23 protein-coding genes are annotated in these 24,305 nt (G+C 62.8%); 8 read left to right on the top strand and 15 right to left on the bottom strand.

The window, feature by feature from the left end; genetic code table 11:
- Positions 1–19: 19 nt before the first annotated feature.
- Positions 20–1,231 (bottom strand): acetate/propionate family kinase, encoded by a 1,212-nt coding sequence (locus tag BLR63_RS07660; protein ID WP_010562906.1) that lies wholly within the window; start codon positions 1,229–1,231, stop codon positions 20–22.
- Between the two features lie 397 nt (positions 1,232–1,628).
- Here BLR63_RS07660 and BLR63_RS07655 point away from each other — a divergent pair, with 397 nt between their 5' ends.
- The 4 genes from BLR63_RS07655 to BLR63_RS31795 all read left to right on the top strand — a co-directional run bounded on the left by BLR63_RS07655 (position 1,629) and on the right by BLR63_RS31795 (position 4,524).
- Positions 1,629–2,990: a basic amino acid/polyamine antiporter gene (locus BLR63_RS07655; RefSeq protein ID WP_231998180.1), complete on the top strand. Its 1,362-nt coding sequence runs from the start codon at positions 1,629–1,631 to the stop codon at positions 2,988–2,990.
- Positions 2,991–3,066: 76 nt separating this feature from the next.
- Positions 3,067–3,609: an Hsp20/alpha crystallin family protein gene (locus BLR63_RS07650; RefSeq protein ID WP_010562908.1), complete on the top strand. Its 543-nt coding sequence runs from the start codon at positions 3,067–3,069 to the stop codon at positions 3,607–3,609.
- Positions 3,610–3,899: 290 nt separating this feature from the next.
- The gene (locus tag BLR63_RS31095; RefSeq protein WP_010562910.1) at positions 3,900–4,055 is read left to right on the top strand and encodes a hypothetical protein; all 156 of its coding nucleotides are present in this window, start codon (positions 3,900–3,902) and stop codon (positions 4,053–4,055) included.
- Position 4,056: 1 nt separating this feature from the next.
- Positions 4,057–4,524 (top strand): DUF6392 family protein, encoded by a 468-nt coding sequence (locus tag BLR63_RS31795; RefSeq protein WP_010562911.1) that lies wholly within the window; start codon positions 4,057–4,059, stop codon positions 4,522–4,524.
- Between the two features lie 101 nt (positions 4,525–4,625).
- Here the strand turns inward: BLR63_RS31795 and BLR63_RS07640 are convergent, their stop codons facing one another.
- Positions 4,626–4,880, bottom strand: coding sequence for an Lpp/OprI family alanine-zipper lipoprotein (locus BLR63_RS07640; RefSeq protein WP_010562912.1), 255 nt, complete (start codon positions 4,878–4,880; stop codon positions 4,626–4,628).
- A 120-nt stretch (positions 4,881–5,000) separates the two neighbouring features.
- Positions 5,001–5,645 (bottom strand): c-type cytochrome, encoded by a 645-nt coding sequence (locus tag BLR63_RS07635; RefSeq protein WP_042946406.1) that lies wholly within the window; start codon positions 5,643–5,645, stop codon positions 5,001–5,003.
- Between the two features lie 148 nt (positions 5,646–5,793).
- Here BLR63_RS07635 and BLR63_RS07630 point away from each other — a divergent pair, with 148 nt between their 5' ends.
- Positions 5,794–7,161 carry an erythromycin esterase family protein gene (locus tag BLR63_RS07630; RefSeq protein WP_042946435.1) on the top strand — a complete coding sequence of 456 codons (1,368 nt, stop codon included), beginning with the start codon at positions 5,794–5,796 and terminating at the stop codon, positions 7,159–7,161.
- A gap of 5 nt (positions 7,162–7,166) precedes the next feature.
- Here the strand turns inward: BLR63_RS07630 and BLR63_RS07625 are convergent, their stop codons facing one another.
- The 6 genes from BLR63_RS07625 to groL all read right to left on the bottom strand — a co-directional run bounded on the left by BLR63_RS07625 (position 7,167) and on the right by groL (position 12,147).
- Positions 7,167–7,862 carry a phosphoribosyltransferase gene (locus tag BLR63_RS07625; protein WP_010562916.1) on the bottom strand — a complete coding sequence of 232 codons (696 nt, stop codon included), beginning with the start codon at positions 7,860–7,862 and terminating at the stop codon, positions 7,167–7,169.
- Positions 7,863–7,889: 27 nt separating this feature from the next.
- Positions 7,890–8,774 (bottom strand): universal stress protein, encoded by an 885-nt coding sequence (locus BLR63_RS07620; protein ID WP_010562917.1) that lies wholly within the window; start codon positions 8,772–8,774, stop codon positions 7,890–7,892.
- A 37-nt stretch (positions 8,775–8,811) separates the two neighbouring features.
- Positions 8,812–9,222, bottom strand: coding sequence for a hypothetical protein (locus BLR63_RS07615; RefSeq protein WP_010562918.1), 411 nt, complete (start codon positions 9,220–9,222; stop codon positions 8,812–8,814).
- 31 nt (positions 9,223–9,253) lie between these two features.
- Entirely contained in the window at positions 9,254–9,805 is a 552-nt protein-coding gene (locus BLR63_RS07610) for a Spy/CpxP family protein refolding chaperone (protein WP_010562919.1), read from the bottom strand.
- Between the two features lie 125 nt (positions 9,806–9,930).
- The gene (locus BLR63_RS07605) at positions 9,931–10,491 is read right to left on the bottom strand and encodes a nitroreductase family protein (protein WP_010562920.1); all 561 of its coding nucleotides are present in this window, start codon (positions 10,489–10,491) and stop codon (positions 9,931–9,933) included.
- 36 nt (positions 10,492–10,527) lie between these two features.
- Positions 10,528–12,147, bottom strand: a complete 1,620-nt coding sequence (gene groL, locus BLR63_RS07600) for a chaperonin GroEL (protein ID WP_010562921.1) — start codon at positions 12,145–12,147, stop codon at positions 10,528–10,530.
- Between the two features lie 233 nt (positions 12,148–12,380).
- On the opposite strand from groL, the gene BLR63_RS07595 reads away from it, so the two are divergent.
- Positions 12,381–12,878 (top strand): BCAM0308 family protein, encoded by a 498-nt coding sequence (locus tag BLR63_RS07595; RefSeq protein ID WP_010562922.1) that lies wholly within the window; start codon positions 12,381–12,383, stop codon positions 12,876–12,878.
- Positions 12,879–12,896: 18 nt separating this feature from the next.
- Here BLR63_RS07595 and mgtA read toward each other — a convergent pair whose 3' ends face one another.
- Positions 12,897–16,487: a magnesium-translocating P-type ATPase gene (gene mgtA / locus BLR63_RS07590; protein ID WP_010562923.1), complete on the bottom strand. Its 3,591-nt coding sequence runs from the start codon at positions 16,485–16,487 to the stop codon at positions 12,897–12,899.
- Between the two features lie 159 nt (positions 16,488–16,646).
- Between mgtA and BLR63_RS07585 the strand changes: the two genes are divergently transcribed.
- Positions 16,647–17,210 carry a GNAT family N-acetyltransferase gene (locus tag BLR63_RS07585; RefSeq protein ID WP_010562924.1) on the top strand — a complete coding sequence of 188 codons (564 nt, stop codon included), beginning with the start codon at positions 16,647–16,649 and terminating at the stop codon, positions 17,208–17,210.
- 18 nt (positions 17,211–17,228) lie between these two features.
- On the opposite strand, the gene BLR63_RS07580 is transcribed toward BLR63_RS07585, so the two are convergent.
- The 5 genes from BLR63_RS07580 to BLR63_RS07560 form a co-directional block, all read right to left on the bottom strand.
- Positions 17,229–18,917, bottom strand: coding sequence for an HAD family hydrolase (locus tag BLR63_RS07580; protein WP_010562925.1), 1,689 nt, complete (start codon positions 18,915–18,917; stop codon positions 17,229–17,231).
- Positions 18,905–19,594, bottom strand: a complete 690-nt coding sequence (locus BLR63_RS07575; protein WP_010562926.1) for a dienelactone hydrolase family protein — start codon at positions 19,592–19,594, stop codon at positions 18,905–18,907. Before BLR63_RS07575 ends, BLR63_RS07580 begins: the two co-directional genes overlap by 13 nt.
- A gap of 245 nt (positions 19,595–19,839) precedes the next feature.
- Positions 19,840–20,919 (bottom strand): NAD(P)H-hydrate epimerase, encoded by a 1,080-nt coding sequence (locus tag BLR63_RS07570; RefSeq protein WP_010562927.1) that lies wholly within the window; start codon positions 20,917–20,919, stop codon positions 19,840–19,842.
- 12 nt (positions 20,920–20,931) lie between these two features.
- Positions 20,932–22,344, bottom strand: coding sequence for an MBL fold metallo-hydrolase RNA specificity domain-containing protein (locus tag BLR63_RS07565; RefSeq protein ID WP_010562928.1), 1,413 nt, complete (start codon positions 22,342–22,344; stop codon positions 20,932–20,934).
- 72 nt (positions 22,345–22,416) lie between these two features.
- The gene (locus tag BLR63_RS07560; protein WP_010562929.1) at positions 22,417–23,364 is read right to left on the bottom strand and encodes a universal stress protein; all 948 of its coding nucleotides are present in this window, start codon (positions 23,362–23,364) and stop codon (positions 22,417–22,419) included.
- Positions 23,365–23,657: 293 nt separating this feature from the next.
- On the opposite strand from BLR63_RS07560, the gene BLR63_RS07555 reads away from it, so the two are divergent.
- On the top strand, positions 23,658–24,305 hold the full coding sequence (locus BLR63_RS07555) for a BON domain-containing protein (RefSeq protein ID WP_010562930.1): 648 nt from the start codon (positions 23,658–23,660) through the stop codon (positions 24,303–24,305).

Below are 24,305 nucleotides of genomic sequence, written 5' to 3'. Positions count from 1 at the left end.
CGGCAGCGGCCGCCGGCGGCTAAAGTGTCACGCGCGGCACCGACCGGCCCAGCAAGGCCAGGCTGTGCCGCGCGATGACGGCGTTCTCATCGGTGGCGATCATCCAGGCCGAGACGCTGCTGTGCGGCAGCGTCAGGCAGGCCGACGGGCCGGGGCCACGGGCTGCGTCGCGGACCACGCCCAACCAGGCGCACCCCGCGAGAATGCCATCGCGGACCTCGTGCGCATGCTCGCCAATGCCTCCGGTCAGCACCAGGCTGTCGACACCGCCGAGCAAGGCCGCCAGCGCGCCGATTTCCTTGACGACACGGCGCACGAACAGCGCGACCGCCTGTTTGGCCAACGGCGCGGGGCTGGCCAGCAGCGTGCGCATGTCACTGGCCAGCCCGCCCGATACGCCGAGCAATCCGCATTCGTGATACAGCAAGTGCTCGACCGCCTGCACACTCATGCCGCCCTCGCGCAGCAGGTAGAGCACCACGCCGGGGTCCAGGTTGCCCGGACGGGTGCCCATCAACAGCCCATCGAGGGTGGAGAATCCCATGGTCGTGCCGCGGCTGATCCGGTCCTGCATCGCACACAAACTGGCACCGTTGCCCAAGTGGGCGACAATCGTTCGTCCGCTTGCCGCGCGGGGGTCGTATTCGGCCAGCACACTGGCGATGTATTCATACGACAGGCCATGGAAACCGTAGCGGCGTAGCCCTTTTTCGCTTAGCGCACGCGGCAGGCCATATAGGGTTTCCAGCGGATCGAGGGTGTGGTGGAACGCCGTGTCGAAACACGCCACCTGGGGCAGGTCGGGATGTTCCTGGGCCAAATGCAGGATCGGCGCCAGGCACAGCGGCTGGTGCAAGGGCGCGATGGGGACCAGCGCCTGCAGTTCAGCGATCAACGCTGCATCGACCCGTGCGGCCACCTCTCGGCGACCGCCGCCATGCACCACGCGATGCGCCGCCCCGGCGATGTGCATCTCGGGCTGGCGGTCGATCCAGTGCAACAGCCGGTTCAACGAGGCTTCATCCAGGCAGCCGGCGCTCGACCATTGCTCCCGGTGTTCTGCCTCGGCCCCGACGCCCTGATACACCAGGGTGGCCTGGCCGTCGCGCACCTCGATGCCGCCGTTGCCCAGGCACGGCGCGCTCGCCGCGGACGCGGGGTAAAGGGAAAACTTGAGTGTCGAGGAACCCGCATTCAGCACCAGCAGTACCGGGCAAGAGGTCGTCGTCATGGCGTGGTCCTGCTCCCCTGTGCAGTGGTCGATGCGGCGTGGCGATGGTCCCGCGCTGTGAGGAGTCTGCACCGCGCCCCGGATGACGAGTTGACCTTTCTCAACAAACCCACGCCTGACCTGTTGGCGGCGATCCTCGCGCCACTGTTTGGCGGCTTTCTGATCTAAATCAATCAAGGCCCCGGCCTTCACGCAGAAATTAATGGCAGCAGTCGCCCCCTCACATCCGAGGGGTGCAGGCCCAATCATTTCGTGGAGGCTCGTCATGGCAACGCATTTGCAAGGCACCCAACCAGTCATCCCGCCGTCTTCTGCCCATCCGCTCGTAGGCAGTGTGCGCAAGGTCGAACCCAAGCGCTTGTCACTGAGCCTGCTGATTGCCCTGGTGGTCGGTTCGATGATCGGCAGCGGTATTTTCAGCCTGCCGCAAAACATGGCCGCGAGTGCTGGTGCCGGCGCGATCCTGATCGGTTGGTTGATCACCGGCGTCGGCATGCTGTCCCTGGCCTTGGTTTATCAAACCTTGTCCAACCGCCAGCCCGCATTGGATAACGGCGTGTTTGCCTACGCCCGGGCGCTGGGGGGTGAATACCTGAGTTTCAACTCCGCGTGGGGTTACTGGATCAGTGCCTGGATCGGCAACGTCAGTTACCTGGTGATCCTGTTCGCGGCCCTGAGCTACTTCTTCCCGCTGTTCGGCGAAGGCAACAACAAAGCCGCCATCGCCGGGGCGTCCGTGGTGCTGTGGTCGTTGCACTGGATGATCCTGCGGGGCATGCGCACGGCGGCGCGGGCCAATGCGTTGACGACGGTGGCGAAGATCGTACCGCTGCTGCTGTTTATCGGCCTGGTGATCGCGGCGTTCCAGCGTGAAACCTTCAGCGTCGACTTCTGGGGCGCGCCGGCATTGGGCAGCACCCTGGACCAAGTCAAAAGCACCATGCTGGTCACCGTCTGGGTGTTCATCGGCATCGAAGGCGCCAACGTGTTTTCCGCCCGTGCGGCGGAGCGCGCCAACGTCGGGCGCGCCACGGTGATCGGCTTTGTGATCACCCTGTTGCTGTTGATTGCGGTGTCGCTGTTGTCCTTGGGCGTGCTCAAACAACCGGAACTGGCGGCGCTGAAAAACCCCTCGATGGCCGGTGTACTTCAGGTCGCCGCCGGGCCGTGGGGCGCGGTGTTGATCAGCATCGGCCTGATCATTTCGGTGGGCGGCGCCCTGCTCGCCTGGACGCTGCTGGCGGCTGAGTCGGTGTTCACCCCGGCCAAGGAAAAGGTCATGCCGGGTTCGCTGGCGGTGGAAAACACCCAAGGCGTGCCCGCCAATGCACTGTGGCTGACCAACGGCTGCATTCAAGTGTTCCTGCTGCTGACCCTGTATTCGAGCGCCACCTACCTGGCGCTGATTTCCCTGGCCACCTCGATGATCCTGCTGCCGTATCTGTTCAGCGGCCTGTACGCATTGAAAATGACCTGGAAGGGTGAAACCTACGCCGGCCACCGCGCCCTGCAACTGCGCGACATGGCCATCGCCGCTGTCGCCACCGTGTATTGCGTCTGGTTGCTCTACGCCGCCGGGCCTAAATACATGCTGCTCAGCGCCCTCCTCTACGCCCCGGGTTCGTTGATCTACCTGGGCACCATGAAAGCCCGCCAAGGCCAGGCGCTCAGCGGGCCTGAAACGGGGCTGTTGATCATCATCTGGGCCGCTGCCGCCTATGCCGCCTGGATGCTGTGGCGCGGGACACTGACCCTGTAACCCATTCGAACTGTCCTGGCAGCCCGCGCTGAGGAAGTGCGCAGGCTGCCTTCAACCTGAAGAGGAGTACCGAGAGATGAGCAATTCCGCAAAAAAAATGCCGGTCACTACCGAACACAAATCCGACCAGCATCCCGTGACCACAGACCTGTGGCGCCCCCTGGAAAAACTGCGCCAACAGGTCGACCACCTGTTTGACGACTTCAATCGCGGTTCCAGCCTGTCGCCGTTCGGCCGTGGGCTGTTCGATGTCGAGCCGTTCTGGCGCCGCGAGCTGTTGGGCCATGGCATGCCGGCCGTGGACATCGTCGAGAACGACAAAAGCTACGAAATCACCGCCGAAGTCCCCGGCATGGATCAGAAAAACATCGAGATCAAACTGTCCAACGGCAGCCTGATCATCAAGGGCGAAAAACACGAAGACAAAGAAGAAAAACACAAGGGCTACCACCTCAGCGAGCGTCACTACGGCTCCTTCGAGCGAGTGTTCAACCTGCCCAAAGGGATCGACGCCGACAAGATCGACGCGAGCTTCAGCAAGGGCGTGCTGAACATCTCGTTGCCGAAGAAGCCCGAAGCCATGAAAGCGGATAAAGTCGTGCCCATCAAAGGCGAGTAAATCCCAGGCTGCACTGCCCCTTGCCGGGAAACCGGCAAGGGGATTTTTTTTGCCTGGCGGCGGCCCCGGCGATCATCCCCGGAAAATATCGAAGGGCTCGATCTTCAACACTTTACGGATGCCCAGGTAACTGGAGAACCCGGCGATCAACAGCACCATGCCGAACGCCAGCCCCAGGTTCCAGAAGGTGATAATGGCGGCGTAGTTGGGTCGGAATGTATTCGATGGCGCGCCGGTGGGTTGTATAAAGCGTCGGTACGCCGGTCAAGCCGCCGACCAGGACTTTGGCGATGCCAACGAGGGTAGCCAATGACCTACGTGCCGCCGTGGATTCCAACCTCGATGCGATAAGGCCTTACCTACTCGAGGAAGGCTTTACCGACGAGCAGATTGAAACCGCACGCACCAATCTACATAACCTTCATCAGGAACAGGGCTGGTATTGATATGAACGCAGCAATGATTGATGACCTGGTTAAAAGCCTTGGTCGCACTTACCCCGAGCTAATAGCGTCTGGGATGTATCTTCCAGGCGGGCCACCCAAAGGTATGTTTGAGGGAGATGAACAATCGTCTATATCGCCCGCACCCGGTATAGACCTGGGGTTTTCAGCCAGTCAGCACCTTGAGTCTCTCTATATCTATTTGCATAAAGTATCCGACACTGGCTCAGCCTACGCAGGAAGCTTGCCGTACCGGCTTCAACGTCGAATGAATCAAGCTTGGGTACGATCTCATTACGGCGAACCGTTAGCGTCAAAAGCGCCCTTCAAAATGCCAGTACTCGGGATGACTGGGGGCTGGGATACATATCATCTTCCGAGCACAGCTAAAAATATCGAGACGGTCTTCCAGTACAACGCCGAAATGGAGGTCAAGGTTGTTGTGCTCAGCCTAGTAAGCCTGGGCACATAGCGCCCACGACGCCGAGGATCGCAAGCACGTGCCCTCACGCAGGGCCCATGGGCCACGTCATGCAGCAAACCCGACAATGTGCCGGGTGCTGCAACCGCTCACTACTTGCGTGTAGCCTTTTCGAGCATCCGGCTCGCGCGATCGTTGGCCTGGTCGGCTGTGCTTTGTGCCTGACTGGCTGCTGCCGCCGCCTGTTCCGCTTTCGCATACGCTTCGTCAGCCCTGGCCTTTGCCGACAAGGCATTGCTTTGGGCGGAGTCCAGGCGGGCATCGACTTCCTTGGTGTGTTTGCTGCTGCAACCGGCCGACAACGCCAGAAGGACACTGAGCAGGACAACGGATAAGCGCTTATTCATGGGTATTCTCCTTGAGAGTCACAACAGGAAAGAGCCTGCTGCCGTTCAAGTATCCGGCGCCGGGGGTGGCAGGCTCTGATCTTTGTCAAACATCCACCACTCAGCCGCCGCTCATGGGTTTCAAGGCGCGCGCCCCAGGGTCGCCATGTACTGCGCAACCGATTCGGCATCGGCATCGGACAGGGTGTGCGCGATCTCGCTGGTCAGGTCGCCGCGCAGACGCAGGTCGGCCTGTTGAAAAACCTTGAGCTGGCTGACCATATAGGCCGCGTGCTGACCCGCCACGCGCGGTGTCAGGCCCTGGCCCTGCCCTTGCGCGCCGTGGCAGGCGCTGCACTGGGCGATGCCGGCGTCGGGCACGCCACGGCGAAAGATCAGTTCACCCCGCACATCGGGGGCTTCGGCCAGTGCTTGCATGGGCGGTTGCGCGGCAAAATAGTCCGCCAACTCAGCGATCTGCGTGTCAGTCAAATGGGTAAAGCCCCACATGTATTCGGTGGCGGCTTTGCTCATGCGCGAATGGTTTTTGAACTCCGTCAACTGCGCCTTCAGATAGTCTTTTTGCTGACCGGCCAACTTCGGAAACGTCGGCGAAACCGACTCCCCCGTCAGCCCGTGGCACAGCGCGCACACGTTATCGACCAGGGCAAGCGCGGGCATGGTCGAGATCTTCTGCGATGCCCGGTCGCTGGTGTGGGAGCAGCCCATCAGGGCCACCACGCACAGGGCAAGCGTTAACTGGGAGCGGTTGATAGCGCCTCTCATGTCTCATGCCTCGCTGATCCGCGGCGCGGGCCGGCGCCTATCGGGTTCTGACACCTTCGCCCAAGGCGGTGCAGGCTTTATTGATAAACCTCAATGATTCGCCTGGATCAGGGTGTAGGAATGAACCAAACCCATGGGGACCATGCACATGAACACACCTTCGCAGGATTGGCTGGATAAACGTTATGGCGCCGCCCGGCGCCTGGGCACAGCGGCCATCGCCCCGATCCTGCGCCAGTATGCCGAGCCGTTGCCGGCGCTGGAGTCGCCGGCCTTTGGTGAGTTGTTCGATCGCTATGGGGATGCGCGGGTGGTCCTGATCGGCGAGGCCAGCCATGGCACCCATGATTTTTATCGAACCCGCGCCGCCATTACCCAGCGCTTGATCGAGCAGCACGGCTTCAACGTGGTGGCGGTCGAAGCCGACTGGCCAGATGCCGGGCATGTCGACCGCTATGTGCGCGGGTTGGCGCCGTCGGCCTGGAAGCGCCATATCTTCAGCCGCTTCCCCACGTGGATGTGGCGCAATGCCGAGGTCAAGGCCTTTGCCGATTGGCTGCACCGCTTCAATCATCAACGCGCATCTGAAGCGCGCGTCGAATTCCGTGGCCTGGACGTCTACAGCCTGCGCAACTCGATTCATGAGGTGTTGCAGTATCTGGACGGTGTCGACCCCCATCTGGCCAAGGAAGCACGCCGGCGCTACAGCTGCCTGACGCCCTGGCAGGACGATCCGGCCCTGTATGGTCACTTCGTCGAACGCAACGGCGTGATGCCCTGCGAGCATCAGGTGGTCGAGCAACTGCACGTCATGCTCGCCGAGCAATTGACCGGGCTCATCGCGGATGACGAAGGGTTTTTCAATGCCACGCAAAACGCCCGGGTGGTGCAGGCGGCGGAACAGTATTACCGCGCCATTTATCGCGGCTCGACGGCGTCCTGGAACCTGCGCGACCGGCACATGTTCGACACCCTGCGCGCGCTGCTGGAGCATCGCGGCCCACAAGCAAAGGCCGTGGTCTGGGCGCACAACTCCCATATCGGCAATGCCGCCGCCACGGAGATGGGCTGGAAGGGTCAGTTCAATATCGGCCAGCTGTGTCGCAGTGCCTACGGGCGCGACGCGGTGCTGATCGGCATGAGCACCGATCGCGGCCAAGTGGCGGCGGCCGATGACTGGGACGGTGCGATGCTCATCAAGGACATCCGCCCTTCCCTCCCGGCCAGTTGGGAACAGCAGTTCCTCAAGGCCGGCGTGCCGGCGTCATTGACCGACTGGCGCGACCCGCAGCGCACCGAGCTGCGCAGCGCGCTGTCCAGCACCTTGCTGGAGCGCGCCATTGGTGTGATTTACCGCCCCGACACCGAACGCCAGAGCCACTATTTCGAAGCAGTCATGGCCGACCAGTTCGATGCCATGGTCTGGATCGAGCAGACGCAACCGGTGACAGCCCTGCCGCTGCCGAAAAGTCAGGCGCTGGAGCCGGAAGACGAGACCTTTCCGTTCGGCGTATAGCGCAATCAGCTGCCGCTCGTGCCGGCCTCGGCGGATTCGCGCCGCCAGGCTTGGTGCAGCAAGTCGATGACCTCGGCGTCCGTGGTCTGGGGGAAATGCTCGTACCAGTAGCCGATGGACATCATCCACTCGGGGATCAGCGTGCACACCACTTCATTGGCGATGCAGCGCAGGGTTTCCACCGTCTCCAACGGCGCAACCGGCACTGCCACGACGACACGCGCCGGCGCCTGCAACTGCACCGCGTGGATCGCGGCGGTCATCGAAGCGCCAGTGGCCAGGCCATCATCGATCAGGATGACCACCTGGTCCTTCAAGTGCAGCGGCGCGCGACCGCCCCGGTAAACCTGCTCGCGACGCGCCAGCTCCTGGGTTTCCCGTGCGACCACCGCGTCGTAGCTGTGGGCGTCGATCGAATGCGCCCGCAGCACCTCTTCGTTGCGAATCTGGATACCGCCACTGGCAATCGCGCCCATGGCGAATTCCGGCTGGGACGGCACGCCGAGCTTGCGCACCACCAGCAAGTCCAGGCGCACCTGCAGCGCAGTGGCCACCTCATAAGCCACCGGCACGCCGCCACGGGGCAAGGCCAGGACGATGACCTCGGGTCGACGTGCATATTTGAGCAACGGTTCCACCAGGCTTCGACCGGCCACCGACCGGTCCTGCCAGAGGGTTTGCAAGGAAGGACTTTGCGTCATGGCTCACCTCAGTTCTACGACACGGGATCAGACCGCCAGAATGCTGCACGGCACCTGGTACAGGATGTGTTCGGTGGTGCTGCCCAGCAGCTTCTCCAGACCGCGATAGCGAACCCGGCCCATCACGATCACATCCACTCCCTCCTGAATCGCGAAATGACTCAATGCCGAGACGGGACTGCCCAGGACGAAGTGGTGGCGATCCGGGGGCACGCCATAGCGCTGGGCCAGTTCGAAGAACCGGTCTTTCTCGGTACTCTGCAGGTCCTCCATCAGATCGGTTACCGCCAGCCCCCCCATGTCGGTCATGTAGAGCGCGGAGATATCGCAGGCATACAGTAAGTGCAGCTCGGCGCCGCATTGCAGGGCCATGGCGTTGGCCTGTTCGACGATGCGATCGTTCAGGTCGCCGTTGGTCGCCTGGGTATCCGACGCATCGACCGCCGCCACGATGATGTGCGGCAAGGCATGGCCAGCCGCGCCGATCAGGTAGACCGGCACCGTACTCTCGCGCAGCAACTTCCAGTCCAGCGGCGTGAAGAACGCGCGCTTCAGTGCGGACTCCTGCTGCACTTGTTTGATCAACAGATCGGGCTTCATCTCCGCGACGTAATCCAGGATGTTTTGCTTGAGGTCGTCGGCCCACTCCACCTGCGTCGTGACTTTGAGCCCGAGCGCCTGAAGATTATTGTCCTGTTGCGTCAACCAGTCGCGATGCCCCTGAAGGGAGGCGGCCTGGGCTTTTTCCCACACGTCCTTCTGCACCAACGGAAAGATCTTCAACCGCGTTGCCAGCGCAACGATATGCAAGGTCGCGCCGCTGGCTCTGGCCAGGGCGGCCGCATGGGTGATCGCCGGGGAATCGCGCAAGGCGGGGTCGATGATCAGTAACAAACAGGTGTATTGGCTCATGATTGGACTCCGGAAAGATTAAAAACAGCCCCCGCCCTCAGCGGACGGGACCAGGCGGTGTGGCGGGAACGAGGCGCCAGGCTTCGGGACACTGACGTACCGTCGGGTAATAGCCTCGGGCGGAATCGCAGTAATACCAATTGGGCACCGATGGGGCCGGCGGCGTTGCAGCAGCGGGCGCAGGTTCGATCACCACCGCCGGCGGGTTGGCCGGGTAATAGTTGTAAACCGGCGCGGGGTAGTAATAGACCGGATACGCCGGGTAGTAATACGGGTTGGCGATACGCGCCGCCTCCCAACCCAAACCCAGGCCGAGCCCGATCCCCCACCATCCCGGCCCACCGCCATGCCCGCCGCCGTGAGGCGCGGCATGGGCCGGCAATGCAACCCCCGTGGCCATCAGGATGAGCACAGTCAGCACACAACGCTTGACCGAATGGATGTTCATGATGCTTACCCCTTGGAACCGAAAAGACGGTTTACGGCTGACTTGGCGCGGACATGTGCATCGGCATTTGCCAGCCTTCCTGGCCGGCGAAGCGGTGATGCATCACGGTCCAGAACAGGTCGAAGATGGTTTTCTGCTGGGTGTCCAGGGCGTCGTAGAAGGTTTGCGTGCGCGCCTGGGCCGCGTCCAGGCGCACCAGTTGCGCCTGCATCCAGTTAGTCTGGGTACGCAGGCGCTCGATGCCTTTGGCCATTCGTTCAGGCGTCGTTTCATCCTTCAGGACTTTTTCGGCCGGCGCGCTTTCAGTGTCGGCGGCGTTGCTCTTTTCTTGCTGGTGGGCATCGGCGAGAACCCCCGAGGACCACGTCTCCCATGCAGGCATTTGCTCCGGCTTGAGATTGAGCTTGCCCTTGAGGTCATCCAGGGTCTGCTGGGTGTGTTTGATCCAGTCGAAATCCGCCGCGTGATGGAACATGCCACCTGGCGTCGACATCATGGTGCCGGCGAATGCGCCACTGGCCGGTAGCAGCAAAACGCTGGCGGCGACCAACAAGCATCGGCCAATCAAGCGGTGTCTGTTCATGTGCACTCATCTCAACGCAGGTGGGAGTCAGGTCGAGCATAGGAGTCACTGCGGCGGGGTCTCTGATCCACATCAAAAAACCCGCACGCAAGCGTCTTATGCCAGCAGTGCATGCCGGTGGACGGTCAGCCTATCCAATGGATTTCCGGGGCCTTGTGCGCGACGGGCACCGGCGTCGACAGTGGATGTCCGACAATAATCGGCGCCACGGGCATCCATTCGGCGGGCAGGCCGAGCATATGCTTGCCTTGCGGCGTATTCAGAAAGCCTTGGGCGAAGCCGATCCAGCAGGTGCCCAAGCCCTCGGCATACGCCGCGAGCATCAGGTTCTGGGCCGCCAGGGCGCAGTCCTCGACCATCCACTGACTGGACGCATTGCCCGAGATCAGCACCAGCACCGGCGCGTGGTAGAAGATCTGAAAACTGTCGTCGCTGAGCAACGACTGGAAGTGGCTGGAGTGCGAGCCCACGGGCGTGGTGGCGAGCATGCAGGCCTTGGCCTCGCGGGAGATCCGCTCCAGCAGTGCCTGGTCGCGGATCACGGTGAACGTCCACGGTTGCTGGTTCATGGCGCTCGGCGCCTGCGTGGCGGCGTCGATCAAACGCAAAATGACTTTTTCATCGACGGGCGCAGCCGTGTAGTCACGTGTGGAGCGCCGACCGGAAATGGCTTTGTTCAGGTTCATGGTTGCATGCCTTGATGGAGAGGATTCTTCACGTGCTCAGCCCTCGGGATACGGCGATGGGGCCGGCGCCGGCGGTTCTGGGATATCGGTGATGCTGGCTTCGGTGAGGAGCAGGATGCTGGCAACGGAAACGGCATTCTCAAGGGCGATCCGCACGACTTTGGTGGGGTCGATGATGCCGGCTTCGTACAGGTCGACATAGGTATTGGTGGACGCATCGAAGCCTGTGTTTCCGGGCTCGGCGAGCATGCGTGCAACGACGACGCCGGCGTCCACCGCCGAGTTTTCCGCGATGAGCCGGGTCGGCGCCTCCAGGGCGCGCCGCAGGATTTGCAGGCCGGTGCGCACATCGCCCTCCTGCCGGGCTTCCTCGGCGACAATCGCCGGCACCGCCTTGAGCAGCGCCAACCCACCGCCGGGCACGATTCCTTCGGTAATCGCCGCACGGGTCGCGGAGATGGCGTCATCCAGGGCATCCTTGCGCGCCTTCATTTCGGCTTCGGACGGCGCGCCCACGCGGATCACCGCCACGCCACCGGCCAGCCTGGCCAGGCGTTCCTGGAGTTTTTCGCGGTCGTAATCGCTGGTGGTGGTCGCCATCTGCGCGCGAATCTGTTGCAGGCGCGCATCGATGGCTTCGCGGGTACCGGCGCCGCCTATCAGTGCGGTGCTGTCCTTTTGCACCACGACCCGATGCGCCCGCCCCAACTGCTTGAGTTCCACCTGTTCGAGGTCGATCCCCAGTTCAGTGGAGACCACGGTGGCGCCCGTCAACACGGCCATGTCCTGAAGCATGTCCTTGCGTCGATCACCGAAGCCGGGGGCCTTGATCGCCACCGCTTTGAGCACGCCCCGTATGTGGTTGACGACCAGGGTGCTCAAGGCCTCGCCTTCGATGTCATCGGCGATCAGCACCAGGGGCTGCCCGCTTTTGGCGACCTGTTCCAACAACGGCAGCAGGTCTTTGAGGATGCCGATCTTATGGTCACACAGCAGCAGCCAGGCATCCTCGAACTCGACCTGCATCTTCTCGGCGTCGGTAACGAAATACGGCGAGACATAGCCGCGGTCAAAGCGCATCCCTTCCATGACCTCGACCACCGTTTCGGTGGTCTTGGACTCTTCGACGCTGACCACGCCTTCAACCCCGACCTTTTCCAAGGCGTCTGCCACCAGTTGGCCGATGACGCTGTCGTTGTGTGCCGACAGCGTCGCGACCTGGGCCTTTTCCCGTGGTGTGCTGACGGGCCGCGACTGCGCCGCCAGCGCCGCGATCACCAAGGCCAGGCCACGGTCCAGGCCACGCTTGAGATCGATCGCGCTGGCCCCCGCCACCACATTGCGAATGCCATCGGCCAGGATCGCGTGGGCCAGCACCGTCGAGGTACTGGTGCCGTCGCCGACCGCCTCGCCGGTGCGCTCGGCGGCCTGGCGCAACATTTGCGCGCCGAGGTTCTCCTCCGGGTCCAGCAGATTAATGCGTTTGGCAATGGTCACGCCGTCGTTGCAGACCGTCGGGTTGCCCCAGCTGTTCTGAATCAGCACCGACTTGGATTTGGGCCCCAGCGTGACGCGCACGGCATCCGCCAATTGGGTCGCGCCACTGAGGATTTTTTCGCGAGCCGCCGCACGAAACACGATTTTACTGTGAGCCATTGGGGAGCCCTCCTGTCAGATCTGCCATGCATCAGAGGTGCAGCTTCTCCGATGTGGCAGCGCCAGCCTTGACTTTTATCAACAAAGTCCCAGGCCTGACGGGCGCCGCTGCGATGGCGTCACCGACTGTCGCCTGGCGTACGGGAGTTGACAAAAATCAACGCGCCGAGTCGAAAACGGCGCCCAATCAAGGCGTGCAATTCACGCAGCCCTCGACGGCCAGGAGAACAACCATGGACAAATATCAGCACAGCCAGAAAAACAAACTGTTCAAGCATGCCGCCCATGATCCCTATTGCTTGCCCAAGGTGGAGGGTTCGGCCATCTGCCCGCAGTGCGATGCGGTGTATCAGGCCGGCAACTGGACGTGGAACCACCCCGAAAACACGCTGGTCCCCAACGCCCAGAGCGTGACCTGCCCCGCCTGCCGGCGCATTGCCGACAACGCCGCGGCCGGCACGTTGACCGTATCGGGCAGCTTCTGGCCCCAACATCGCGGTGAAATCGTGCACCTGTTCGAGCACATCGAAAAAAGGGAAAAGGCCGAGCACGCGTTGGAGCGCATCATCCACCTGACGGACACGGCGGATGAACTGACGGTGACCACCACCGGGGTGCATCTTGCCAATTGCCTGGGGCACGCGCTCGAGGCGGCCTACAAAGGCCAGGCGCACTACCACTATGACGATAACCAATGCAGCGTGACCATCCGTTGGGCACGCGAGCAATAACCCCCGGCGCCCGGTTCATCACGCTGCACCGGGCGCAGGACTCGCGCGGCTCGAGCGCTGGCGCCGGTAAAAGACCCGTTTAACCCCTTCTGCCGCCGCCATGTAGACCAGGCTGATCGCCAGTACCGTCAGCAGGATCGGCAAGGGCAATGGCACCAGGCCGAACCAAGCCGCCAGCGGACTGTAAGGCAACGCGACGGCCAGCAGGCCGATCGTCGAAGCGCTGAGCAGCAGCAGCGTCGCCGGGCGGCTTTTGTAGAACGGTCGGTAAGTACGCACGATGAAGATGGTCAGCAATTGGGTCAGCAGCGACTCCACGAACCAACCGCTGCGGAACACCTCGGGGCCCTTTTCCGCCATCAGGTACAGGGCGGCGAAGGTGAGGATATCGAACAGCGAACTGACCAGCCCGAACACCACCATGAAGTTGCGGATCTCGGTGATGTTCCAGCGGTGCGGGGTGTTTTCCCATTCGCGGTCGACGTTGTCACTGGAAATCCCCATGGACGGGATATCGGACAGGAAGTTGTTGAGCAGGATTTGCTTGGCCAGCATCGGCAGGAACGGCAACACCAGGGACGCCAGGGCCATGCTGATCATGTTGCCGAAATTAGCACTGGAGACGATCGAGATGTACTTCAAGGTATTGGCGAAGGTATGCCGGCCCTCCTCGATCCCTTCGCGCAGCACGTTCAGGTCGTGTTCCAGCAGCACGAAGTCGGCGGCCTGCTTGGCCACGTCGGCGGCGTTATCCACCGAGATGCCGATATCGGCCACTTGCAGCGCCGGCGCATCGTTGATGCCGTCGCCCATGTACCCGACGACATGCCCGGTCTTTTGCAGGGCGCGGATGATGCGTTCTTTCTGGTTGGGGTCGACCTCGGCGAACAGCGTGGTCAGCGGCGCCAGGTGCATCAAGGCGCCGTCTTTCATTGTGGCCAGTTCGGCGCCGGTGATGATGCGCTCGACGGGCAGGCCCACGGCCTCGCCGACGTGGCGGGCGACCAGGTGGCTGTCGCCGCTGATGATCTTCACCTGTACGCCCAGCCGCGCGAGGCTGGCCAGGGTGTCCTTGACCCCAGGCTCGGGCGGGTCGAAGAACAACAGGAAGCCGCGAAAGGTCATGCCCTGCTCTTCCTCGCGGCCATAGTGGGGCTGGTCCGGCAATACCCGCGTGGCCAGGCCGAGCACGCGAAAGCCCTGCTCGCTCCAGTCAGCGAAACGCTGCCTGATCGCCGCCAGTTCCTGCGGGCCCAGCGCCAACGCCTGTTCGCCTCGACGCACCTGAGTGCAAACCTCCAGCACGTTATCCAGCGCGCCCTTGGTCACCATCAACCGGCTGGCCTCGGGCGCATTGGCCAGTACCACGCTCAGGCGCTTGCGCACGAAGTCATAGGGCACTTCATCGAACTTGGTCACGCCGGGGCATGGCGCCAGGTCTTTGCCGGCCACGGTGATGGCATCGTCCATCGCATTGCGCATGCCGGTCTGCAAACTCGCGTTGAACACCGCCAACTGCAAAATAGCCGGATCGACCTTGCCGTCGGTGTCCATGGCACCGTCCAGAATCACCACGCCACGGGTCAACGTGCCGGTCTTGTCGGTGCACAGGATGTCCATCGCCCCCAGGTTTTCGATGGCATTGAGGTGCCGCACGATCACCCCTTTGGCCGCCATGCGTTGCGCGCCTTTGGACAGGGTGATGCTCAGGATCGCCGGCAACAGCTCCGGCGACAGGCCGATGGACAATGCGATGGCAAACAACAGGGTGTCGAGCGCCGGGCGGTGCAGCAAGATATTGATGCCGAACACCACGATGGTGATCACCAGCATCACCCGCAACAGCAAGCCGCCGAAACGCCTGAGGCCACGTTCGAACTCGGTTTCGGGCGGACGCAGCGCCAGGGTCTTGGCGATCCGCCCGATTTCGCTCTCCTGGGCATAGCGCGTGACCAACACCTCGGCGGTGCCGCTGCGCACCGAGGTGCCCATGAACACGCAATTGTGGCGTTGCCCCAGGGTGGCATCGGCGGCGCATTGGCCCGGTGTTTTTTCCACCGGGAAGGTTTCGCCCGTGAGCAGGCTTTCGCCGATAAAGCAATCGAGCGCCTGCAGGACGCGGCCATCCGCAGCGATCAGGCTGCCGGCGCTGAGCAGCAGAATATCCCCCGGCACCACGTCGCTGGCGGCAACCTCCACCGCCTTGCCGTCGCGACGCACGGTGGCGCGCAAGGCGATCTTGCGCCGTAGTTGCTCCACGGCATGGCTGGCGCGGTTTTCATACCAGGCGCTGAGTACCGCGCTGATCAGCACGATGCAGCCGACAATCGCCGCATCCAGCCAGTCCCCCACGGCCACGGCGACCAGCGCGCCGACGATCAGAATCAGCACCAGGGGCGTGCGCATTTGCTCCAACACCAGCCTGAACACGCCCTGGGGCCGGGCCTTGGCCGGGACCGGCGCGGCGCGCATCCGCACGCCGGCCTGGGCCTGGCTCAAGCCTTGCGGCGAGCTGTGCACACTGCTGAACACCTGGCTCACTGGCGGGCTCCAGTAATCGGCGTTGACCAGCCGCGCCGGGTGCCTGGCGCTGGATTGCCATTCCCGATGGGCCAGCCACAGGCCGGGCAGCATCGGTATCCAGAATGTCAGGCCGCGAAACAACAAGGTGGCGGACAGCGCCACGGCAATGTTCACCCCCACCCAATGCAGAGTCACCACCGCCGCCGCTTCGAAGGCACCCAGGCCGCCCGGCACGATGCCGATGCTGCGCAGCACGCTGGCCAGCATAAAACCGGCAAACAGCCCCAACGGCGGCGCCGAAACGCCCAGCGCGCGCACCAGTACCCATAACGTGGCGCTGTCCAGCAGGATGATCGCCAGCTCCAGCAAGGTAATGCGCCACAGCAGGCCGTGGCTGCGCACCAGCCGACTGTCCGCGCCCGTCAGCAATGAAACGGATCTGGCGACAATCGCAAAGCGCTGCCCCGGTATATGCACCGCCAGGTGCGGATTGCCGGCCAGCCTTGGCGTGACGACGGCCATGATCAGGCTGGCCGCCACGAACACCAGGCACGCGGTCATCACCACGGGCGTCGCATGCCCCTGGACGATCACCACCGTCAACGCCACGCCCACCGACAGCGCATACGCCAGGAAGTACCCGGACAAATCCAGCACCAGGCTTGCCAGCACCAGTGGCTTTGCGAACCCCAGGCGCACGAACGAGGCCACCACCGCAAAGGCTCCGCTGATCCCGGAGGATGGCAGGGCCTGATCGACAAACAGCTTCATCACGCTGAGCTTGCCCGCCTCCCAGAGTGACAGCGGTTGCGCCCCGGCCTTGAGCACCACGCGAAACACCTGGCCCTGGGCCATATAGGTCAAGGCTTGCAGGGCCAGGGCGCCCACCAGCCACAGGGGCTCGGCCTCGGTGAGTAAACGGGTGAAGGATTCGACGTCGGTGAACTGCAGCGCCACGCCGACCACCGTGGCAAACATCGCCGCGCCCAGCAGCCAGGTCAGCCACAGCGCCGGGCGATTGTAGTGTTGCGCTTCTTCAAGCACAGGCGGGTTGAGGACAGCTGGAATGGGCGGTTCAACAGACATGCCGTGTCCCTGAGCGATTGAGCGAAGCTCGATTCTGCCCCGCTCGGTCTGTGGGCTGTTTGACTTTAATCAACAAGCCCGACCCGCCCAGCCCGCAGTGTGATCGAGTAGGTCGTTAGCCCCTCTGATCTGAACATCTGCCCTGCGCTGGAGAGACCCATGTTCGCGAATCCCCACACCGCCGCCCTGATCGCCGAGATGGATAAAACCGCGCCTTCGGAGCATTGGCTGGACACACTGAACGACGGCACCCATGTGCTGATTCGCCCGCTGTCGGCGCAAGACCGCCTGCGCCTGCTGGCGTTTTTCCAGCATTTATCGCCGCTGTCGTTGCGGTTCCGCTTTTTGGGCGCGGTCAGTCATGTCGACGAGGGCATCATCGATTCGCTGCTGAGCGTCTCCGAGGATCTCAGCCGAGGCTACCTGGCGCTGATCCACAGCGAGGGCCAATTGCAGGTCATCGGCATCAGCCGCTACAAGCGCGTCGAAGAAAAACGCGGCGAGTGCGCGGTGGCCGTCGCCGAAGCGTGGCAGCGCAAGGGCCTGGGCCGTTTATTGCTGGGGCATCTGATCGATGCGGCCCGGCGCGAGGGCTTGCGTACCCTGTGCTCGACCAACCTGTCGACCGATTACCCGATCCATGGGCTGTACAAGCAACAGGGCTTCACCTCGGTGTACCTGGGGCGCGATTTCGACCGCCTGGTGCATGAACTGGAACTCTGAACGAAGGCACGCGGTGTATCACAGGTCGTCCAGGTGGTAGCGCGCTTGCACCAGATCGGTGATGTGCGCCAATGCCACCTGGCGCGACACCGATTCGTCTGATTCGATCAGCCGGGTCTTGTTGGCCAGCACGTCGTCGCGAATCACCTCGCGGAACCAGTTGGAAAAATCCCTGGCGGCGCAATGTTCGCGAAACCCACGGTCGTCCAGGCGGGCCAGGGCGGACAAGAATTCGCTCAGGTTCGAGGCACTTTGGCCCAGCGCGGGAAAGTAGAACGCGTGCCAGGCGCCCACATCCCCCACGGCATATTTGCCGCTATGGCGATGATGGGTCTGATCGGGCTGTTGTTGTTCCAGCAGGACCACCCGTTCAGCGTCGTGCAGGTCCCAGACACACACCTGGTCCAGCCCTGGGGAGCTGGCCGGGAAGATCGGCACCTTTCGTTGTGTGCGCGTGGCAAACCGGTGGACCAGCTCCCTGGCCGTGCTGCCCAGTGTCACCAGTACGTCGACGCCCTCCAGCAACGCCGGGCAGACCTGGTCGAAATCCAGGGCGACGATGACGGCCCCCATGTCGGCGAGAAAGCCCTGCGGCCACACCGAGCAGTGCGGCAGCATGTAGTGGGCCTCATCGACGATCAGCCAGGCCGGTCGCCCGCTGGTGCCGCGCAGGCGTTGAATGAACGGCAGTAGTTCGCCGAACAGTTGCACCCGTTGCGCCGGGTCCAGGGCCAGGGTACTCACCACCACGTTAAGCCGCGCTTGCAACAAATGATGCAGGGAATCTTCCGTGGTCGGCGGCACTGTCAGGCCGCCGACCGTGACCGCCCCCGCCAGGGACAGATAATCGCCTTCGGGGTCGATGACGCAGAAGCCCTGGCGGGCGTGGATCATGCGTTCGGTCAGCCAGGTCACGTAGTTGGATTTGCCGGAACCGGAGTTGCCAAGCACCAGCAGCACCGATTCGGCCGGCAGCCATATCGGCCGGGCGTCGTCGGTCTGGCCCAGTTGCAGGCCGATGCGCTCGACGGGCACCAGCGCGGCGTCCTTTTGCAGCAGCAGGTCGATCAGTTCGCAGACACCACGGCCGTGGTCCTGGGTGAGACAGATGTCCGCGCGGGCCTTGATCGACGCGATGGCATTGCTTACCGCAGCCGAGCAGCCACAACTGGCCAGGAACGCGTGATCGTTTTCGGCATCGCCCACGCCGACCACGTTCAACTCGCAGATCCCCAGCTTCAACAACGCGGCACTCAGGCCCGAGGCCTTGTTCACCGAGGGCGGCAAGACCATGATCGCGTCTTTGTTGAAGGTGATATGCAGCTCCAGGCCCAGCTCGCGGATGCTGCTGATCACCGCGTCCTCGAATGGGTGCCAAGTGGCGACGACAGACCTGCCGACCGATAACGGCGACACGCCCTTGTCGCGCAGGCGCCCCACCAGCTCGGTCGACGCGGGGTCGGCGATGAGTTCCTCGGTGTCCGTGGCCGGGTCGTACAACAGCGCGCCGTTTTCCGCGACGACCAGATCAAACAGGTCCAACCGCGAAAACTGGTGCTTGAGCGCCTGCAACTCGCGGCCGGTGATCAGCAGCAACTTGCGCCCGCTGTTTTTCAGGGTGAGCAGCGCTTCACAGACCTCGCCCGGAACATTGCCGTGTTCGGCAATGGTGCCGTCGAAGTCCACTGCCAAGGCTAGGAAGTGCATGTGTGTTCCTTGTGCAAGTACTGCTCGAACCAGTTCCCCGTAAGCCGTGCAACGTCTGCAAGGGCGCCGGGTTCTTTGAACAGATGCGTCGCGCCCTCGATCACTTCCAGGCGCTGTTCGCAGTGCAGGGTCTGACAGGTCTGCACATTCAGGCGCAGGATCATCGGGTCCTCGCCGCCCACCACTTGCAAGGTCGGCGCGCTGACCAGGGGCAACGCCTCGGCCGCCAGGTCGGTGCGCCCTCCTCGACTGACGACCGCCTGCACACTGGGCGAGCGGGCCGCGGCAACCAGCACGGCGGCAGCGCCGGTACTGGCGCCGAACAGGCCCACGCCAAGCTTGCGTAACTGCGTGTCGCGGGCGGTGGCGTCGATGACCTGGCTCAGTCGATCGGCGAGCAAGGGAATATCGAAACGCAACACGCCGGTCAGGTTGTCCCAGCGCTGCTCCGTGCGGGTCAGCAGGTCCACCACCAGGGTGCCCATGCCATGGCGCGCCAAGTACTCGGCGATATAGTGATTGCGCGGGTTCGAATGACCACCGCCACTGCCGTGAACCAGAATGACCAGGCAGTCGGTCCCCTGTGGCAAGCGCAAATCGCCCGCCAGCTCAAAACCGGAAAAGTTGAACTTTCTGTATTGCAGCTCGGAACCTGAAACGCCAAAAGGAGAAGCCATTAATTGAATACCTTCGTGTGTAACCTTCTCGGGATGCAAGGTACTTGCGCAGTGGCTTCATCTTCTTTTTGGATCTTTCATCAGGTCGTTTGATCGAGCATGCATACCTGTCACGTTAAAACCGAAAAACCCGGCGGCCTTCGCCGAGTACAAGACACTGACCTGAAGCCTCTCGTGGCTAAACTGCCTTTTTCCGGCGGCCGGCACTTGATAAAAATCAAACCCACGCCGATCCACCGTGCAAATCAGGCATACAGCCGCGGCAGCAGTCGCGGCACATCCTTTGGTTGCAACCCTGGGCCAGACTCGGCAACGGCGGCGTCGTGCAACCACACACCCGCCGCCGCCGCCGAAAACGCCGGCATGCCCTGGGCCAGCAAGCGCTGGATAATCGCATTCAACACATCATCGGCGTCGGTGGTCGACGGCCCTGGAGGGTGGAGGATCGCTCGGCCATCGGGCGCGGCAATGAGCGTATCGCGGCCTTGAACCACCATCACTGTCGAGCGGTCGCGGGCAGCGGCTCGCGTGCGGCTCAGCGTGTCGCCCGTATACGCCACTGGCGCCTCGTGAACGATCAGCACGCCAGGGCCCTGCAATGCACGCTCCTGCGCCTCGGCGCGCGGCAAATCGGCCCGCCACAACGCAGGATGATTCTCGAAGGCCAAGGGTTCGATGGTGTCGAACACCGTGTCGGGGGTGCCGATGTCGGCCACGATGACCTCGCCGCACAGCCCCCGCCCTGGGGACAGCAAATGCCCCGGTTTCTTGCGGAAAAATGTCACCGTCACTACCGCCGCCACGGCCCCCAGGGCTTCGCCGGTATCGCCCATTACGCCGCTGGGGGTGTCGATCGCGATAATCGGCGCCTGGCCGCGCCCGGCGGCGGCCAGGGTGTCGAGCACCGCCCCCTCCAGCGCACGGCTGAGACCGGCGCCGAACAGCGCATCGACGATCAATTGCGCCCCATCCAGCACCGCGGGGCTCAGGGCTTGAACCTTGCCCTGCCAACGCTGCGCGTGGCGCCCCGCTTCACCTTTGAGGGCGTTGGGATCGCCCCACATGGCCACCCTCACCGGCCAGCCCGCCTCGGCCAACCGATGGGCGGTGACGAACCCATCGCCGCCGTTGTTGCCCGGCCCGCACAGCACCACCAACGGCCGGGGCGTCCAGCGGCGCTCGATCTCCCGGGCCACCGCCGCGCCGGCGTTGCCCATCAACTCGAACGATGACACACCGGCCAGCACCGACAACCGGTCGGCCTGCGCCATTTCGCGCACGGTCAACAAGGCGTTCTGGCGCCAGCCTGCTTCAAGCGTATTCATGGGGTCACGTCCTCATTGCAAAACGTCTTGATCGGCTTGAGCCAATCCCGGCGCGCTGGCGTCCACAGGCGGCAGTTCAACGCAGTCTCGATACTCCGGCACCGACACCGACCAGCCCAGTTCCTGGCTGATGCGTTGCCGCAGCACGTCCGAGGCATTGGGCTCGCCGTGTACCACGTAAGTGTGTTTCGGCGCACGCTTGAAGCCGCGCAACCATTGCATGATTTCGTCGGCATCGGCATGGGCCGACAGGGTTTCCATTGGCACTACTTCTGCGCGGATCGGCACGTCCTGGCCATGGATGCGCACCGACGGCGCGCCGGCGACGATGTGCGCACCGCGCGTGCCGCCCGCCTGGAAACCTGGCACCAACAACGTATTGAGCGGGTTGGGTGCCAGCGCCTTGAGGTGGTGCAGCACGCGTCCTCCGGTGGCCATGCCACTGGCCGCAATGATGATCGCTGGCGTGCGCAGCAGGTCCAGGGCGATGGACTCTTGCACGGAACGCACAAAATGCGTGCCGTCGCACATGCCCTGGCAGTCTTCCAGCGACAACCGGTGTTCGGAGCGAAAGCGCTGGTACAGGCGGGTCACATCGGTTGCCATCGGGCTATTGAGGTAGATCGGCAGGTCCGGGATCGCGTGCTGCTGTTTGAGTCGATACAAGTGATACATCAGCAGTTGCGCGCGCCCGACCGCGAACGATGGCACCAGGGTGATGCCATGGCGCAGCGCGGTACGGTTGATGACCTCCGCCAATTGCACCTCGGGAGGTTCCACGGGGTGCCGACGATCACCGTAGGTGGATTCCACCAGCAGGTAATCGGCGTGCTCGATGGTCTGCGGGGCGTACATCAAGGGATCGTTCGGCCGGCCCAGGTCTCCGGAACACACCAGCGTGACGCCATCGCCGACGATCTCAAGGGTGGCTGCCCCGAGAATATGCCCGGCCCCGCGCATCAGGACGCTCAACCCCGGTGCAATCATGACCCGGTGCTGCAGCTCCAGCGGCCGCAGCAGCGTCAATGCCCGCTCGGCGTCCTGTTCGGTATAGAGCGGCAGTGCCGGAGCATGTTTGGAGAACCCGTGCCGGTTGGCGAATTCGGCTTCTTCTTCCTGCAAACGAGCGCTGTCGCGCAGCAATATCTTGGCCAGCTCACACGTTGCCTGCGTGGCGTACACGGGCCCGCGATAGCCGTTACGCACCAGGACCGGCAGATAGCCGCAGTGGTCCAGATGGGCATGGGTGAGCACGATGGCGTGCAGGTCTTGAACCGGCAGTTGGAACGGGTCCCAGTTGTGCAGACGCAGTTGCTTATAGCCCTGGAACAGGCCGCAATCGATCAGGACATGCAGGTCTCGATGCTCCAGCAGGTATTTACTGCCGGTGACCGTGCCTGCGGCGCCCAGGAATGTCATACGCATGGCAGCTTCCTTGAACCTTCAGGGGGGAATGCCATACATGCAGGCTTTGGACGGCGTGGCTGTTGATTTTTGTCAACGAACGGCCTGTTGGCCGGCTTCAATCAAAGGCCTGGGTAACGGCTTGACGATCATCAAGCTGCACGAGGTGTGATTGAGTACGCTCTCGGCGGTGCTGCCGATCATCCGGTCGAGCCCGTGGCGATGGGCGGTACCCAGCACCACCATGTCAAAGCCATTGCGCCCGGCAAACTGTCTGATCACCTTGTGTGGAACGCCGGTCAGCACATGCTGGTGGTTTTTCTCGACGTCATAGCGTTCGGCGAGCGCGTCGAAGGCCTCCACCTGAGCGTCGTTGACCGCTTCGCCCAGGCTGCTGTCCAGGCTCTGGGTCGGCACACTCATCACGGTATCCCCCATCACCGACCAGTTGCTCACGTTCAGCAGGTGCAGTTGTGCGTCGCAGGTCCGCGCCAGGGTCGACGCCAGTTCGAGGATTTGCTCATTGAGCCCATAGGTCAGTTCTTCGAGATGGGACAGATCGATGGCCGCCAGTACCTTCAATGGCTTGGGATGCCGAGCGTCGGTCACCAGGTGCAGGCAGGCCGGACAGTCGCGCAACAGCAGCCAATCCAACGGGCGATGGAAGGTGCGATCAAGCAGCGAAATATGCTGCACGTCCTTGACCACCAGGTCGGGCTGGAAATCGTTCACATAAGCCAGCACCTGTGCCGGGCTCTGTTTGGCCCACACCACTTCGCAGGTGACCTGCAGCCCCGCGCGCCGTTGAAAACGCGCTTGCTGCTCAAGCCAGTGGCGGTGGATCTGCAAGTAACCCGCGCGGGCCTGAGCCAACGCGTCTTGGTCGAACAGGCCTGCCTGCTCCAGAGGCGTAACTTCATCGAACGCGACGATATGCAGCAACGCTCCCGTTGCAAGGGCCAGCGACTGAGCCCGGCCAAAGGCCGGGGTACGGGTCATTTCGGACGGCGCAATCAATAAGATTCGTTTGAGTTGGAGCATCACATACCTCGGCCTGGGCTAGCATTAACGCCTGACTGCTGCCCAACTGTTTATCGAGCACTATGCCTCCCCGCATGGCGACTGATACATAACCGTTACAGTACCCGACGCCACTGGAGACGCGCTCTGATCTTTATCAACATAAGACAGGCTTTCTCGCAGGAATGAATCAACCTCGGATTCACTCGGCCCTTGTTGATGTAGCTCAATGATTTTTCGCGGTGCGGGCGTAGAAACCACTGACCGGCCATTCATGGCCCGTCATCCGTAATGTTTCTACAGAGGACACCATCATGAGCAATTTGAGTTTGCGTGACGCCATTCTGGAAGAGCTTGAATTCCAACCTCATATCAACGCGGCCAACATCGGTGTGGCCGTGGAAAACGGCGTTGTCACGCTCACCGGACACGTCGACAGCTACGATCAGAAAATCAGCGCCGAGCGCGCGGTAAAAAGCGTCAAAGGCGTGCGCGCGGTGGCCGAGGAAATTCAGGTACGCCTGCAAAAAGGCGCCGGAACGGCGGACGACACCATCGCCAGCCGCGCCCTGCACATCATCGATTGGAGCGCCGACGTCCCCGACAACGCGGTCAAGGTCATCGTGCAGAAAGGCTGGGTCACCCTTGAGGGCGAAGTGGACTGGCAGTACCAGAAAGAAGCCGTCGAGCGTGCAGTGCGCAAGCTGTCCGGCGTGATCGGCGTGGACAACCGCCTGACCCTCAGCCCTCGGGTGGACATCGTCGATATCCGCAAGCGTATCGAGGATGCGCTCAAACGCAGTGCCGAAGTGGACGCCAAGGATGTTCACGTGCGGGTCGACGGTAATGTGGTCAGGCTCGACGGCAAGGTTCACCTGTGGCGCGAACGCAACGTCGTCGAGCGGGCGGCCTGGTCGGTGCCCGGTGTCATGAAGGTTGAAGATCACTTGCTGCTTGCCTGA

It is taken from the genome of Pseudomonas extremaustralis, assembly GCF_900102035.1.
Lineage (GTDB): Bacteria > Pseudomonadota > Gammaproteobacteria > Pseudomonadales > Pseudomonadaceae > Aquipseudomonas > Aquipseudomonas extremaustralis.
This window is presented reverse-complemented; position numbering and strand designations above follow the sequence as displayed.